General features: G+C 53.1%; 12 protein-coding genes and 1 pseudogene. 9 read left to right on the top strand and 4 right to left on the bottom strand.

Annotated elements, in window-relative coordinates:
* Positions 1-369 precede the first annotated feature (369 nt).
* Entirely contained in the window at positions 370-1542 is a 1173-nt protein-coding gene (locus L1889_RS16290) for an FAD-dependent oxidoreductase (protein ID WP_238666340.1), read from the top strand.
* An 11-nt stretch (positions 1543-1553) separates the two neighbouring features.
* Here L1889_RS16290 and L1889_RS16295 read toward each other — a convergent pair whose 3' ends face one another.
* A complete protein-coding gene (locus tag L1889_RS16295) occupies positions 1554-2219 on the bottom strand; it encodes an HAD family hydrolase (RefSeq protein WP_238666086.1) in 666 nt (221 codons plus the stop codon).
* Between the two features lie 120 nt (positions 2220-2339).
* On the opposite strand from L1889_RS16295, the gene L1889_RS16300 reads away from it, so the two are divergent.
* The 8 genes and pseudogenes from L1889_RS16300 (at position 2340) to L1889_RS16330 (ending at position 11702) form a co-directional block, all read left to right on the top strand.
* The gene (locus L1889_RS16300) at positions 2340-3023 is read left to right on the top strand and encodes a LysR family transcriptional regulator (protein WP_257794023.1); all 684 of its coding nucleotides are present in this window, start codon (positions 2340-2342) and stop codon (positions 3021-3023) included.
* Positions 3014-3274: a hypothetical protein gene (locus L1889_RS18595; RefSeq protein WP_372871824.1), complete on the top strand. Its 261-nt coding sequence runs from the start codon at positions 3014-3016 to the stop codon at positions 3272-3274. The genes L1889_RS16300 and L1889_RS18595 overlap by 10 nt, the downstream gene beginning before the upstream one ends.
* A 229-nt stretch (positions 3275-3503) precedes the next feature.
* Positions 3504-4169 (top strand): DUF4286 family protein, encoded by a 666-nt coding sequence (locus L1889_RS16305; protein WP_238666087.1) that lies wholly within the window; start codon positions 3504-3506, stop codon positions 4167-4169.
* Positions 4170-4245: 76 nt separating this feature from the next.
* Positions 4246-5211, top strand: a complete 966-nt coding sequence (locus L1889_RS16310; RefSeq protein ID WP_238666088.1) for a TRAP transporter substrate-binding protein — start codon at positions 4246-4248, stop codon at positions 5209-5211.
* 16 nt (positions 5212-5227) lie between these two features.
* On the top strand, positions 5228-5719 hold the full coding sequence (locus L1889_RS16315; RefSeq protein WP_238666089.1) for a TRAP transporter small permease: 492 nt from the start codon (positions 5228-5230) through the stop codon (positions 5717-5719).
* Positions 5712-7007, top strand: a complete 1296-nt coding sequence (locus L1889_RS16320) for a TRAP transporter large permease (RefSeq protein ID WP_238666090.1) — start codon at positions 5712-5714, stop codon at positions 7005-7007. Before L1889_RS16315 ends, L1889_RS16320 begins: the two co-directional genes overlap by 8 nt.
* Positions 7008-7013: 6 nt before the next feature.
* A complete protein-coding gene (locus tag L1889_RS16325) occupies positions 7014-7892 on the top strand; it encodes an NHL repeat-containing protein (protein WP_238666091.1) in 879 nt (292 codons plus the stop codon).
* A 157-nt stretch (positions 7893-8049) separates the two neighbouring features.
* Positions 8050-11702, top strand: a pseudogene (locus L1889_RS16330) (hydantoinase B/oxoprolinase family protein).
* 67 nt (positions 11703-11769) lie between these two features.
* Here the strand turns inward: L1889_RS16330 and L1889_RS16335 are convergent.
* From L1889_RS16335 to L1889_RS16345, 3 genes are all read right to left on the bottom strand, one after another.
* Complete coding sequence (locus L1889_RS16335) at positions 11770-13185, bottom strand: aspartate ammonia-lyase (protein WP_238666092.1); 1416 nt, start codon at positions 13183-13185, stop codon at positions 11770-11772.
* A gap of 419 nt (positions 13186-13604) precedes the next feature.
* The gene (locus tag L1889_RS16340; RefSeq protein ID WP_238666093.1) at positions 13605-14573 is read right to left on the bottom strand and encodes an AEC family transporter; all 969 of its coding nucleotides are present in this window, start codon (positions 14571-14573) and stop codon (positions 13605-13607) included.
* 25 nt (positions 14574-14598) lie between these two features.
* The gene (locus L1889_RS16345) at positions 14599-15507 is read right to left on the bottom strand and encodes an AEC family transporter (RefSeq protein ID WP_238666094.1); all 909 of its coding nucleotides are present in this window, start codon (positions 15505-15507) and stop codon (positions 14599-14601) included.
* Positions 15508-15513 lie beyond the last annotated feature (6 nt).

A 15513-nucleotide genomic window follows, 5' to 3' on the forward strand; every position in this document is an offset into this window, starting at 1 on the left:
AAAGCGACCTGAATGCTATAGATTCTGTTATTGGTAAATTTCTCTAATTAAGAAAACAGGCAATTTACGTTATAACCACATTTTCTTTAACACAAATACTTCGTTTGTTATGAGCGTTATATTGTTTTGCCGCTGAGTATAAACCCTTGTTGCACGGTGTTTTCCCTGTTGCATCGCCATGCAGTCACGGTTTTTCGAGCGTTTTCTATGTGGGAGTGTTTATTTATTTGTGGTGCGCCTGTTTTAAAAGATACTCCAGACATAAAAATAAAGGCTAAGGAGCTTAGCGATGCATGTGTTAGTGATTGGAGCCGGTGTAGTTGGGGTTAACTGCGCCTATTTACTGCTAAAAAAGGCTTTAAGGTCACCCTGGTTGATAGTCATTTCGAGCCGGCTAAAGAGGCCAGCTATGCCAATGGGTGCCAGCTTAGCTACAACTATGTTGCACCGCTGGCGACGCCGGGGGTATTTAGTGACTTGCCTAAATGGATATTCAATCCACGGTCGCCGCTACGATTTTATCCGCGCGCGGACTGGCAGCAGTGGCGCTGGCTGATGCAGTTTATGGCGGCCTGTACCCAGCGTCAATGCGAGAGCAGTACTGCAGAGTTACTGGCCTTGGCTCAGCGCAGCCAGGCTATTGTGCATGAGAACAGCCATGATCTGCAGCTCGATTACTCGTGGAGAGATTCGGGGAAGTTAATTATTTATCGCAATGCGAAGCAGTTTGCCAAGGCACGTAAGCAAGCGGAATTTCAAGCGGGACTAGGATCTCAACAGCAAGTACTATTTCCCGCCCAGTTGCTTGAGCTCGAGCCTTCATTAACGCCTATTGCAGGATCTCTGGCAGGGGGTGTTTTTACGCCGCTTGAGGAAGTGGGCGATTGTGAGCAATACACCCGGCAGCTATTTGATTATTTAATCAGGCAGCCAGGCTTTACTGCCCACATGGGCGTAGATATCTTGAAACTGCATCGGGAAGGTGACGAGGTGGTGTCAGTTCAAAGCTCGGCGGGCGATATGCAGGCCGATCATGTCGTAGTCGCTGCAGGGGTGCGAAGCGTGCCCTTGCTAAAAGGTACCGGTTACACACCGCTGGTATATCCCTTAAAAGGTTATAGCCTCACGGTGCCCATCGAGGCCGATGCACCGGCTGGTACGTCTCCCGGTCTAAGTATTACCGACTACGGGCGTCGTATTGTGTATGCCCCATTAGGCAAGCGCCTGCGTATAGCCGCTATGGTCGATATAGGGGACACTGATGCAAGCTTGAGTGCCGGCCGCCTGAAATTGTTGCGGCAGCAAGTGGCTGAGACCTTCCCCCGGCTTCCTTTGGACCAGGCAACCGAATGGGCAGGGCTGCGGCCTGCTACACCCACAGGCAAGCCGATTATTGGCCGCCATCCTAAAATAAATAATCTGTGGATGAACGTGGGGCAAGGTGCTTTAGGCTTCACCTTGGCTGCAGGAAGTGCAGAAGCTCTGGCTCAACAGCTTGCTGGCGAAGAGGTATCGCCCGTTTACCGGTGTTTTATGCCCTGATCGTTAGTGCGTCACTGTTGATCATAGTGGCGCAATAAATTGGGCAAGTCGCACATGCTATTGAACACGACGGCAGCTCCGGCATTCAGCAGGGGTTCGGGATTGTGTTTTGGATCGTAGGCAAAGACGGTTGCCCCCGCAGCGAAGCCAGCCCTGATGCCGGTAATACTGTCTTCTACAATAGCGCAATGTTGCGGGTCGGTTGCCAGTGCCTCGGCTGCTTTGAGGTAAACATCCGGGTAGGGCTTGTTGCGTGGTACATCTACACCGCTGAATAAGTGGCCGTCGAAAAGATCAATAAGCCCTACCTTATTGAGTTGCAGATTGATTTTTTGCAGTTCAGCCGCAGAGGCACAGGCTATTTTTCCTGATCCTGCCTTGAGAATATCGCTCAGGCACTGGCGAATACCCGGTACGGCTACGAGCTTTTGTTTAAGCGCTTGATTGCGCCGCAGCTGAAACTCATCAATCCAGTCTTGCTCCAGCTTCTTTCCAATGCGATTTTGGATGATCTGCAGTTCGTTGGCCGTGGATTTGCCGATGAACAGCGCTTCGCATTCGTCCGCGCTTAATTCCCAGCCCAGTTCGGCTAGCATATCGCGCAATACCCCAAGGGTGAGGGGCTCGCTATCGACAAGAACCCCATCGCAATCGAAAATTACCGCTTCAAAACTCATAATATGAACCGTGATGACATAGTGCGTTATTGTCCCAGCATACTACCGCAGCTATCGGGTAGTTAGTATCATTCGCTACTATTTCAGGCATTGGCACCGGTGTGGTGCAAAGGAACGAGTATGAATCTCAGATTTCTGGAAACGTTTATCTGGGTAGCAAAATTAGGCAGTTTCAGGGCGACCGCCAATAAGTTGCATCTGACTCAGGCCGCCATATCTGGCCGTATTGCCTCGTTGGAAAGCGAATTGGAACAGCAACTGTTTGAACGAGGCAGTCGTGATATACAGCTGACTAATGCGGGCCAGCGCGTATTGCGGTTCTCGGAACAGATGCTTGGCCTGGAGCGTGACTTGCTGGTTGAGCTGCAAGGGCCGGTTGTGCTGCGTGGCCGAGTTCGCCTGGGCATCGTTGAGTCAATCGTACATACGTGGTTTACATCGTTTGTGAGCCAGTTGCACCGGATTCACCCCGATGTGGAGATTGAACTAACGGTTGAGTCCAGCATGCGCTTGCAGGATTTGATCAAGCGAGGGCTGATTGATGTTGCCTTGCAAACGGATCCTATTCTGGCAGAGGGTATTCGCAATGCACCGATGGGCAGTCTGGAAATGGGCTGGGTGATCGCTCACGATAAACAGCCCGAAGCCGAGATCGATTTAAAAAGCCTGACAGAGCAATGGGCGATAGTGACTTTCCCCGTCACTCGCAACCCCATCTGTCCTTGCTGGAAGTCTTGGATCACACGGGCATTGCTCATCCCAAAATACACTTTGTTTCCTCCATTGCGGCAAGTATGCAGTTAATAGACGCTGGAATCTGCGTAGGCGCGGTGCCGTTGGCGGCCTTTCGTCAGGGGCTGGCAGAAGGACGTTTCGCGCCTTTGTTATGTCCGGTTCGTATCCCCGACCTTAGGCTGGTGGCCAGTTGGCGTCCAGACCCGGTCAGTGGTCTGGGTGAAGCGGTGGTAGCCGTGGGGATGGACGAAATGCGCGCTTATGCGCAGCGTTATGCGGATGCAACTGCGCCTGTCGATACCAGTGCTTTTCTTATTTGACGCGTTGCTACCGCCGAATCGAGTGATAGGCCAGATCGGGGTTTTCCCCTTAAGCCACGCTGGCGCGCCTGCCTGATCTCTTGCTGAATACCGGTGGTCAGGGCTCTTTAGCGTCTGATAACAATTTCTTATTGCCGACGGCTAAAAAAGTTGGTTGAGCAAGTGCGTACGACATTACAAAATCAGGGCACAGAATCCATAATTTTAATGCTCATGATGGAGATAGATCGTGGCATCACCCATTCGACAAGATCGCGCCGCTCAAGGGGAGCTGTTCATCTGGACAGATATCGACCCTGCGTATGAAGAAGACTTTAATCAATGGTATGACCGCGAGCACATGGAAGAGCGTGCTGCGATTCCTGGCTTTAAATGGGCTCGACGATATAAGGCGCGTCAGGGTGACCGTCGTTACTTAGCGGTTTACCGCACCGAGACGGTGAATGTTTTTACTAGCGATATTTATCGTCAGGCCTTTGAGCAGCAAACACCGTGGTCCATCACTAACTTTGGCCGCATGCGTAACACTAACCGCCGTGTGATGGTCGTTAGTCCGCTGGCCGGGGCAGGCACGGGCGCGGCGGTGGCGTTGATAGCATTAGGCAGTGTAGAGACGGCAGAGCGAATCGCGCAAATTGCCGAACGAGTCCTGGACGAGGTGGATGGAGTGCTGGCCCTGAGGGTGTTGACGCCCGAGCCGGAGCTGTCGACTCCCTTGCCTTCGGAGAATACGGAAGCTCGTGTGCTGGAACCCTTTTTAATTATTGATACCACTACCGAGCCCGCAGCGGCAGCGGTATCGAGATTGATCGTAGAAGAGCTTGGGCTAAATGGCTCAAGCGCCGCTACGTTTTCGTTGCTTTGGGATCTACGGTCGGCAGACCTTAGCGCCTGAGGAACAGTGTGATATCGATGGCGGCGCAATGTTGCCCGCTTTCGGAGACGTCACTTTCAGATTGGAGGAGTCAATAATGATCAAGAAACTTTTAAGCGTGGCATGTGCTATGGCGATGGCAGGCACCGTCAGTGCAGCCACTAACTGGAACATGACTGCTGAGCAGCCCGATAATAACTACCTGACGGTCAATGCTCGCGAGTTTGCCAAAGAGGTCAAAGAAGCCACAAACGGTGAACTCAACATTAACGTACAGTCGAACAGCGTATTGCTGAAGCGTCCAGAGGTAAAGCGTGGTGTTCAGCAGGGCGTGGTTCAGGTGGGCGAAATGCTGGTGTCCGCTATTGGTAACGAGGACCCTCTGTTTGAAGTCGACAGTGTGCCATTTTTGGCGTCTTCCTTTGATGAGTCAGAGAAACTCTGGAAGGTAACGCGTCCTATGCTCGAAGAGCGCCTGGACAAGCAGGGCATTATTTTACTCTACGGCTCACCGTGGCCCCCTCAAGGTATCTACGTTAAAAAAGACATCACTGCGCTGTCCGATTTATCAGGCGCGCGATTCCGCGCTTACAGTGCGGCAACCAGTCGCCTGGCCACCTTGATGGGAGCGACCCCCACTACCGTGCAAACTCCCGAAGTACCACAAGCCTTTTCAACTGGCGTCATTGATTCCATGCTGACCTCTCCGGCAACAGGGGTGGATTCTCAGGCCTGGGATTACGTCAGTCATTACTACGACGCCAAAGTGTTTATTCCGCAAAGCTTCGTTATCGTGAACAAGCGTGCTTTCGAGCGTTTGTCTGAAGCCGAGCAAAAAGCTGTCAGGGATGCCGCTGCACGTGCTGAACAACGTGGCTGGGAAATGGGCAGAGAGCTTACCGATGACTTGACCAAAACCCTTGCCGATAAGGGAATGAAAGTACAGGAGCTGCCCGCTTCCGTGCAAGCCGAAATGAACAAGATCGGCGAGACCATGACTGAAGAGTGGCTGAAAAAGGCCGGCGCGGATGGTCAGAAGGTACTTGATGCGTATCGCAATTAAGGCGGCGGATTAAGTCATGAAATGGCTGGAACTTATGGCCAAAGCATGTGGCGGACTCGCCGCGTGCTTTCTCTGCCTGATCGCAATCATCGTTACCGGACAAATCATCGCACGTTCGTTCGGTGGGATTATTCCATCGTCTGATGACTTCGCTGCATGGGCAATGGCCTCGTCGGTGTTCCTTGCCTTGCCTTATGCGATGCTGCGCGGTGATCACATTCGTGTAAGCCTGCTGCTGCAGCTAATGCCTAAACGTTTTCATAAGCCTTACGAACTCGTGGCAACGACGTTCACGCTGGTGTTGAGCGCATGGTGTTCACAGCAGGTTGTGATTTTTGTGTATGAGTCATTTATGTATAACGAGGTGGCACAAGGCATGGTACGGGTACCGATGTGGTTGCCACAATTAGGCATGCCAATCGGAATGTGCATGTTGACCGCAATGCTGGCTCGACGCTTGTTGCGTTGTGTTATGAATCAAGAGCTGGAGGCGACCGAGCATGGCTGATATTACTCAAGCGGTTGTACTTTTCTCGTGCCTGCTGTTGCTTTTAGGCCTGGGCGTATGGGTAGCATTCGTGCTGATCGCGTGCGGTGTGTTATCAATTGTGCTGTTTGCCGATGCACCGGCAGGCATTATTTTTGCCACCAAGTCCTGGGATTCGGCCGCCAGTTGGGCATTAACCGCCTTGCCCCTGTTTATCTGGATGGGTGAAATCCTGTATCGCACCCGGTTGGCCGAAGACATGTTCAAGGGCTTGGGGCCGTGGGTTCAGCGCCTGCCCGGTCGACTGGTACACGTCAATACCTTCGGCTGTGGCATTTTTGCGGCTGTCAGCGGCTCGTCTGCGGCTACCGCGGCAACGATCGGCCGTATTTCATTACCTGAACTGAAATCACGCGGCTACGACGACAGCATCAGCATTGGTTCGCTTGCAGGAGCCGGTACCCTGGGCCTGTTGATTCCGCCTTCGATCGTGATGATCGTGTATGCCGTAGCGGCGCAGGTGTCGATTATTCGGCTGTTCGTGGCTGGCGTCTTGCCGGGTTTGATGCTGATGTTCTTGTTCTCAAGCTATATCGCTATTTGGTCCATGCGCAATCCACATCGAGTGCCACAGGACATTGAAGTGATTAGCTTTCGCGAAAAAATCTATCGTCTGCGTCTGCTGTTGCCGGTAATGGTGCTGATTGCGGTGGTGATTGGTTCAATTTACACCGGGGTGGCGACAGCGACCGAGTCCGCTGTAATTGGTGTGATCGGTTCCCTGGCAATCGCAGCGGTAGGCAGGTCGTTAACCTGGAAGTCTTTTAGCGCAAGCCTGATGGGGGCGGTTCGCACCTCGTGCATGATTTCCTTCATCTTGATTGGTGCCAGCTATCTGACCAGTGCCATGAGCTTTACCGGGCTACCCGGAAATTTGGCTGCCTGGATTGGTTCGCTTGGGCTAAGCCTCTATGCGCTTATCGCCGTACTGACCATTTTCTTCGTTTTGCTGGGTGCTTTTCTTGATGGGATTTCCCTGGTGGTACTGACTACCTCGGTGCTGATGCCGACGGTATTGGCGGCGGGCATTGATCCCATCTGGTTTGGTGTTTATTTGATCCTGACTGTAGAGATGGCGCAGATCACTCCACCTATTGGTTTTAACCTTTTTGTTATTCAGAACATAACGGGTAAAAATCTTTTTGAACTGGTCCGTATGTCTTTCCCCTTCTTCTTGTTATTAGTACTGGCAACCGTGTTGGTGACGATATTTCCAAGTATTGTCTTGGTGCTGCCTAACGCGATGTAGAACGATATGACTAGCAACTCTGAGATCACAGTTTTACTTGGAACGCAGCGCTACCGCTTACTCAAGCACTGGCTAGGCGCAGAACACACTCGGGGCATCAGCAGTGTGGCTGTGCTGAGCGATGGGAGCGTTGCGGTGCTTAGCCGCACTCAGCCAGCCCTAAAGCTGTTTGACTCCATGGCGAGGCCGCTGGCCGAGTGGTCCATACCCGGGTTGCGCTGTGCCCATCAGCTCAGTGCGCTTCCGGGAGGGGGCGTGCTGGTCTGCGATGTGGATGGTCATCAACTGATAGCGGTTGATTCAAGCGGAGAAGTTCTGTGGCAACTGGGCCGACCGGATCAGCCTGGCTGGCAGCAGCCTTTTAATCACCCGACGCACGGATTGGTGCTGGCCAATGGCAACTTGCTTGTAAGCGATGGTTATGGCAATTCATGCGTGCACTACTTTGATGCTCAGCGAAGGTTGATACGATCGGTGGGCACGGCGGGAGATCAGCCGCATTCCCGGACTGAGGTACTGCAGCGCGGGGTTCCCGTTCAGTTCAGCGTACCTCATCACATAACGGCTGACGGTAAGCAGGTGTTTGTGGCCGATCGTGAAAACAGTCGCGTGGTTGTGCTGGATCACGAAGGCACATTGCTGCGCGTGATCCGGCCCATGTATAAACCCATGGCACTGGCCATCACCCCGGAAGGTAATCTGCTGGTCAGCGATCAGACGGCAAGCCTCTCGTTATTTACGCCTGATGGCGAACTATTGGGTCGCTGTCGCGTCACGGCGGTGTACGGTCATGGACTCAGTTGCGATGCGGAGGGACGCATCTTTATTGCCGAAATGGTGCCCGACGGGCTGACTTGTTTAGAGCCCATTCTTGATGAGCCTTAAGTGGCGGCTCTTCATCTAGATCCGCTGTGCAAATGCGAGCGGTCTTCCTCTTTTTATTCTGACTTTCCGGGGCCGCCTTTGTCGCCCTGGGGCACTGTTACGTAAAAATCTCAGTGCTGCTATCGGATTCGATTTTTAAGGTTTAAAGGCAATCATAATGACGACGAGCATAGGTGCGAGTACACAGTCTCAATGGCAGTTCTGGGTAGACAGGGGGGCACCTTCACCGATATAGTGGCGCGCCGTCCTGATGGAGAGCTGCTGACGCATAAGCTGCTATCTGATAACCCCTCGCAGTATCCTGATGCGGCGCTGGCCGGCATTCGGCATGTGCTGGGCCTGGCGAATGATGCACCTATCCCCACTGAGTGCATTGAGGCCGTCAAGATGGGAACAACAGTAGCCACTAATGCGTTATTAGAGCGTAAAGGAGATCCCACCGTCTTGTTCATTACCCAAGGCTTTAAAGACGCCTTGCGTATTGGCTATCAGGCTCGTCCCCGTATTTTTGATCGCTACATCCAGCTGCCTGAATTACTGTATTCAAAAGTGGTAGAGGTAAATGAGCGGGTTAGCGCCGAAGGCGAAGTGGTGCTGGCGCTTGATCGTGAACTTGCCCAGACGCAGTTGCAGCAATGTTATGACGAAGGCTACAGGGCCATCGCGATTGTGCTGATGCATGCTTACCGTTACAGCGGACATGAAGCTGTGCTCGCTGAGCTTGCCAAAGAAATTGGCTACACACAGGTGTCGGTCTCGCATGAAGTCAGTCCCTTGATGAAATTGGTCGGACGAGGCGATACCACGGTGGTGGATGCTTATTTATCACCGATTCTGCGCCGCTACGTAAACCGGGTAGCCAGCGAGCTGGAAGGCGTGCGTTTGATGTTTATGCAATCCAATGGGGGCTTGACCGCAGCCAGTCAGTTTCAGGGTAAAGACTCTGTGCTGTCGGGTCCAGCGGGTGGCATCGTGGGCATGGCACGCACGGCGGCCGCGGCGGGGGCGAACCAGCTTATAGGCTTTGATATGGGCGGAACCTCGACGGATGTTTCCCATTACAGTGGCGAGTTCGAACGTGCTTTTGAAACTATCGTGGCAGGGGTAAGATTGCGGGCACCCATGATGAATATCCACACTGTGGCAGCAGGTGGCGGCTCTATTGTGTATTTTGACGGCGCACGTATGCGTGTGGGCCCCGACTCTGCAGGTGCCTATCCTGGCCCGGCCGCCTACCGTAATGGCGGGCCCTTGACGGTGACCGACTGCAACGTGCTGCTGGGCAAGGTGCAGCCCGCGTTTTTCCCCAGTATTTTTGGTCCTGCTGCCGATCAGCCGCTGGATGTTGAAGTGGTGCGGCAGAAATTCATGGAAGTGGCCGAGCAAATTCGCCTTAGTACAGGCCGTGCCCATAGTCCGGAGCAGGTAGCCGAAGGATTTATCCAGATTGCAGTTGCCAATATGGCGAATGCCATCAAGAAAATCTCTATTGAAAGAGGCTATGACGTCAGCCTCTACACTCTGGTTTCCTTTGGTGGTGCGGGTGGCCAGCATGCGTGCCTGGTGGCGGATTCGTTGGGGATAAGTCGCGCTTTGATTCACCCCTTTGCTGGTGTGTTATCAGCGTATGGCATGGGTCTGGCAGACATTACAGCCATGCGAGAAGCCAGCATAGAGAGTCCTTTAAACGAAGAAAGCGTAGCGCTATGCGCCGACCGTCTGACTGAATTGGGCGGCAGCGCCTATGCTGAAATCAAAGCGCAGGGTGTGCATGACGAGCGCATACAAGTGTTACATAGTGCTCATTTGCGTTATGACGGTACCGACTCTGCTTTGATCGTGAAGTACGCGTCTGCTGATGCCATGAAGGCAGAGTTTGAGGCGGGTTATCTGCAGCGCTACAGTTTCCTGATGCCAGATAAGGCGCTTATTATCGAGGCGGTGTCGGTAGAGGCGGTGGGCGCCAGCGGTGAGCAGACAGCCACATCACAGGCAGTCGAAGCCGCATCACAGCTGCCCGAGGCTATGGCGCGCGTGAGGCTGTTTTCTCATGATGCTGAGCATGCGACGCCGGTTTATCGGCGAGAAAGCCTGTTGGCAGGGGCGCGTCTGGTAGGGCCTGCCATTATTTGCGACGCCAGCGGTACGACGGTGGTCGAGCCTGAGTGGCAGCTTGAGATCCTGAGCGGGGGCGAGATTCTCCTGACTCGTGCGGTGCCCCGCCGAAACAGCACAGCCATCGGTACGGATGCCGACCCTGTGATGCTGGAAATCTTCAATAACCTGTTCATGTCTATTGCCGAACAAATGGGGGCAACCCTGGCCAACACGGCCTTTTCGGTCAACATTAAAGAGCGGCTGGATTTCTCATGTGCCCTGTTTGATGCCGACGGCAACCTGATTGCCAATGCTCCCCACATGCCTGTGCATTTAGGGTCTATGGGCGAGAGCATCAAGACAGTAATACGTAAAAATGCAGGCCAGATGAAGCCGGGAGACGGGTATGTGCTGAATGATCCCTATAACGGCGGCACGCACTTGCCTGATATCACGGTGGTCACGCCGGTGTTTAACGACGCGGGCTCAGAGATTTTGTTCTTCGTGGCCTCGCGCGGCCACCATGCTGATGTAGGCGGCATTACCCCGGGCTCCATGCCTCCAGACAGCCGCACTGTCATCGAAGAGGGTGTGCTCATTGATAACTTCAAGCTTGTTGAAGATGGCCGGATGCGCGAGTCGGAGTTGCGTACCTTGATGACAAGCGGGCCTTATCCGGCTCGAAATGTAGAGCAAAATATTGCCGATCTACGTGCTCAAATTGCAGCGAATGAAAAAGGTGTGCAGGAACTGCGCCGCATGGTTGCCACCTTTGGTCTGGCTGTAGTGCAAGCGTATATGCAACATGTGCAAGACAATGCTGAAGAGGCCGTGCGTCGGGTTATTGGTGTGTTACGGGATGGCTCGTTCCGCTATGAGCTGGACAGCGGCGCGATCATTAATGTGCAGGTGAAGGTAAATGCGGCTGAGCGTAGCGCAGAGATTGATTTTACGGGTACGTCTTCGCAGCTCGATGATAATTTTAATGCTCCCTCTGCGGTGTGTATGGCAGCGGTGTTGTATGTCTTCCGCACTCTGGTGGATGATGATATCCCGATGAATGCAGGATGCTTAAAGCCCATAACCGTGCACATTCCCGAAGGTTGCATGCTAAATCCACGCTACCCGGCGGCAACGGTAGCCGGAAATGTCGAGACCTCGCAGTGCGTTACCGATGCGCTTTATGGTGCTTTGGGAGTTATGGCAGGAGCCCAGGGAACCATGAACAACTTCACCTTCGGTAATAATACCTACCAATATTACGAAACGATCGCAGGCGGATCGGGCGCAGGCTTTTTGCGTCATCCCGAAACGGGCGAGCCTGTATTGTTTGAGGGTACGGATGTGGTGCAAACTCACATGACGAACTCCAGGCTGACGGACCCTGAAATTCTGGAATGGCGTTTCCCGGTGCTATTGGAAAGCTTTGAGATCCGCTCTGGTAGTGGCGGGGCAGGCCTGGCTAGTGGAGGAAACGGTGGAACGCGCCGAATGCGCTTCTTACAGCCAATGACGGCATCCATTCTGGCGAATCGCCGACGTATTGCGCCATATGGCCTGGAAGGAGGAGAAACCGGCCAGTGTGGACGCAGCTATGTTGAGCGTACAGATGGTTCCGTTGAGCAAATAGGATCAACCGGCTCGGCAGAGATGCAGGAAGGGGACGTTTTCGTTATTGAAACACCTGGAGGCGGAGGGTTTGGCAAAGCCTAGGTAGATTGTTGCCATGAAAAAGGCCGCTGTTACGACAGCGGCCCTGGTGCCTGGTGGTAATTACAACTTATCTGTATTTACGCGGAGCAATCATGTTTTCAGGCCTTAGTACGTCGGCCAGTACCGATTCATCCAGCAAGCATTGTTCCTGCACCAGTTCGAGTACGCCGCGTCCAGTTTCCAGGGCTTCCTTGGCGATGCGGGTGGAGTTCTCGTAGCCAATGTAGGGGTTCAGAGCGGTAATCAGACCGATGGACTGATGCACCAGATTTTGGCAATGAGCCTCGTTGGCAGTGATGCCTTCAATGCAGTAGATACGCAGCATATCAATGGCTCGCGCCAATACGTCAATAGAGCTGAACAGCTTGTAGGCAATGAGCGGCTCCATGGGGTTAAGCTGAAGCTGACCTGCTTCGGCAGCCATGGTTAGCGCCAGGTCGTTGCCGATAACCTCGAATGCGACCTGATTCACGGCCTCAGGAATAACAGGATTGATTTTTCCGGGCATGATTGAGCTGCCTGGCTGACGCGCGGGTAGATTGATCTCACCGAAGCCGGCACGTGGTCCGCTGGAAAGTAAACGCAAGTCGTTACAGATTTTTGAGAGCTTGACCGCTGTGCGCTTGAGCATGCCAGAGAACAAGACGAAGTCACCCATATCTGAGGTGGCTTCGATCAGGTCCGGAGCAGCCTTAATGTTCAGGCCGCTGATTTCCCCTAAAAACTCGACCGCTGAGGCTTGATAGCCAGGATCGGCATTGATGCCGGTGCCAATAGCGGTACCGCCGAGATTAACCGCTTCCAACAGTTCAGGGGCCATTACGCGAAGGCGGGCAACATCCTCCTCGAGAGTCGTGGCAAAAGCCTGAAACTCTTGGCCCAAGGTCATGGGCACAGCGTCTTGCATTTGGGTGCGACCCATTTTTAGCACTGTGGAGAACTCGCCCGCCTTAAGTTTTGTCGCCTCGATAAGGTGGTTCAGGCTGTCGAGCAGGCTTCCGACGCTAAGTAACAGGCCCACGCGGATGGCGGTAGGGTACGCGTCGTTGGTGGATTGCGCCATGTTGACATGGTTATTGGGATGCAAGTGGCCGTAATCGCCTTTCTCGTGTCCCATTATTTCCAGCGCCACGTTAGCAATGACCTCGTTGGCATTCATGTTCGTCGAGGTGCCGGCCCCGCCCTGGATCATGTCGACAATAAACTCACTCAGAAACTCGCCTTCAATAATGCGTCCGCAAGCGCTATTGATGGCATTGAACTTCTGCTCATCCAGATGGCCCAGCTTATGATTGGCAGCGGCCGCTGCCTGCTTGACCATAGCCAGCGCAATAACAAACTTCGGGTAGTTTGCCAGGGTAATGCCGGTTAGACAGAAGTTTTCAGCAGCACGAAGAGTTTGAATGCCATAGTAGGCATCAGCAGGGATCACTCGTGTTCCAAGTAGGTCTTTTTCGATACGTGAGAGGTTGGAAGTGCTCATAGGATTGAATAGTTCAAGACGCGGAGGCCTGTGCGGTGAAAATAAACAAAAAAGGATGTGATCGCCCCTTACCAAACCCAGTCGATGTAAGGCGATGCTGATCGAGCATGCGGATTTTTACGAATTCTTGAGCCGCAAGCACAGCAAGGGTTGCTCGTTGTGGGGACTGCAATGATCGTCATCTATGTTTTGGCAAGAAGCCTCGATGCCTGTCACCCGCTGTTGATAAGGTTAGCGGATTACGAAGCAAGCAACCCATACTATCAGGCACAACACGGAAGTGACACCGTTCTGAATTATTATAGGTGCCTGCGACACTTTTTAGCGCCGAACGTTCTTTAATAGCAAAAAAAGTTATTTAACGTTGTGTGTCACTCACTTTTATCGTTTTATTGCTCCATCCTATTGTTATTAACTATCTAGCTCGCAGGCAGCCAGGTAATCAGAGCAGAAATCGTGAATACGGACAGCAAGGTCGATAACAAGATCAGTAACGAGGTCTCGCGTGTGTCATATTCATAGAGGTTAGCCAGCATAAAGGGGCCGATACCTATAGGTGTTGCGCTCAAAATGACCAATGTGTAAGCCCAGTATGGCGGCAGTGAAAACACAAAGTAGGCGAGCAGCCCTGTGATCAGGGGCTGCCCAATCATTTTTACGCTAAGTAACCAAACAATGGCCGATCGGTTGGGGCTGCTGTGTGTCGGCTGCTGTTCGGTGATCGAGGCCAAAAACAGGCCAATGGCTACCAGTGCGGTGGGGGCGGCAGCGGCTGCCAGTAAATCCACAAAATTGCTGATAGGCAAAGGCACGCCAATGCTGTTGGCAGACAGAAGCATGCCAATAACGGGGGCAAAAACCAGAGGGTTTAAGGCTAAGGCCCGAGCGATACGGCCCAGTACCGTCCACCATGAGGTTTTTTCGGCGCTGCCGCCGGCAATAAGAGCCACGGCTAAGCTGAAGAGTGCAGAGGCGGTCAGCAGAACCGTGGTGACGGCAGGAATCAAGGCCGTCTCGCCGACCAGCAAGGCCACCAGCGGCACACCCATAAACCCCGCATTTGAGTACGAGGCGTTCATGCCGTCCAGCGTCGCACCGGCTAAACCTTTGCCCCGCAATGCATCCCGCCGCCCATAAAAAACAAAAAAAGCGGTGAAAAAGCAGATCAGCAGCCCGCCCCCGACGCTGATCACGACCCCCACATTAAGCAAATCGCGCCAGGGAGCTGATGAGCTAACTTTGAATAACAAGGCGGGTAGCGCTATCAGCGCGACGTAGCGAGTTAAGGCGCTGGAGGTGGAGGCCCCCAGAATCTTGCGTTTGGCTAAAATCCAGCCTAAAAAAATCAAGGCAAAGACGGGGAAGGCTGAGCTTAAAACGGCGTGCATTGATGACTGAACCGTAATTTAAAAATCAATGAGGGTAAAAGTACTTCAAACCTGCAATGAGCAGCGGAGAAGTCGCTAAAAACACAAGAGTCGATACCAAGACGGCACTGGCTGCCACCTGACCGTTTTCTGGAGCAAACTTGGCTACGTACACATACCCTATTACGGCGCAAGGCATGGTCATTTGCAACACTATAATTGGAGCCAGGGCAGTCGGGGTGCCAAGCAGCCAGCAGATCACCACCGCGCTGATGAAGCCCACACTCAGGCGCAAGCCCGCAATGACCGAGCCCGCCCTCAAGCCTTTAGTCGAGATACTTGCCAGTGTTACACCCAGGCTCAGAAGCATCAGCGGCACAGTGACACTGCCAATAAGCTCCAGGCCATCCAGAAGCCAGTTCGGCAGGCTGATGCCACCGAGCCGCGCGGCAATGGCGGCAATAGCCGACCCCATCACGAGGATTTTCCCATGACTGCCATCCCGACTGTCTGAGATAGTACGCAGGCCGACGGTATTATGCAAAAAGGTACAGATAGCGAAGAACACGATGGCGACTGACAGGCCAATCTCACCAAATGCCAGTGCAGAGAGTGGCAGGCCCAGGTTTCCGGAGTTGGGAAAACTGACAATCTGCAAGTTGGGGCGCCGCTCAAACTTCAGGTACTTAAGGGCCAAGGCAGACAGCCCTAATGACAGAAATAGTGCCAGAGTTGAAACCAGCCCTATTTCCAGCAAGGCGGAGTTTTCAATTTCCGTGCTGTATAAGGTATGAAAAATCAGTGCAGGAACCCCTGCAAGCGTCACGAGGTTGGATATGAAATGCGCATCAAAGCTCAGACGCTTTTTTCCCCAGATGAATCCGACGCCCCCACACATCACGAGCGGCGCTACCGTTGCTAAAGCCGAAACATAAACTCGCAGTAATTCAAACATTTATCG

Origin of the sequence: Paenalcaligenes niemegkensis (assembly GCF_022230885.1) — a bacterium.
Lineage (GTDB): Bacteria > Pseudomonadota > Gammaproteobacteria > Burkholderiales > Burkholderiaceae_B > Paenalcaligenes > Paenalcaligenes niemegkensis.

Coding starts and splice junctions, on each gene's coding strand:
- L1889_RS16340 (WP_238666093.1), bottom strand. CDS start 14,573: ATGCACGCCGTTTTAAGCTCAGCCTTCCCCGTCTTTGCCTTGATTTTT.
- L1889_RS16325 (WP_238666091.1), top strand. CDS start 7,014: ATGACTAGCAACTCTGAGATCACAGTTTTACTTGGAACGCAGCGCTAC.
- L1889_RS16335 (WP_238666092.1), bottom strand. CDS start 13,185: ATGAGCACTTCCAACCTCTCACGTATCGAAAAAGACCTACTTGGAACA.
- L1889_RS16345 (WP_238666094.1), bottom strand. CDS start 15,507: ATGTTTGAATTACTGCGAGTTTATGTTTCGGCTTTAGCAACGGTAGCG.
- L1889_RS16315 (WP_238666089.1), top strand. CDS start 5,228: ATGAAATGGCTGGAACTTATGGCCAAAGCATGTGGCGGACTCGCCGCG.
- L1889_RS16295 (WP_238666086.1), bottom strand. CDS start 2,219: ATGAGTTTTGAAGCGGTAATTTTCGATTGCGATGGGGTTCTTGTCGAT.
- L1889_RS16300 (WP_257794023.1), top strand. CDS start 2,340: ATGAATCTCAGATTTCTGGAAACGTTTATCTGGGTAGCAAAATTAGGC.
- L1889_RS16320 (WP_238666090.1), top strand. CDS start 5,712: ATGGCTGATATTACTCAAGCGGTTGTACTTTTCTCGTGCCTGCTGTTG.
- L1889_RS16310 (WP_238666088.1), top strand. CDS start 4,246: ATGATCAAGAAACTTTTAAGCGTGGCATGTGCTATGGCGATGGCAGGC.
- L1889_RS18595 (WP_372871824.1), top strand. CDS start 3,014: ATGCAGTTAATAGACGCTGGAATCTGCGTAGGCGCGGTGCCGTTGGCG.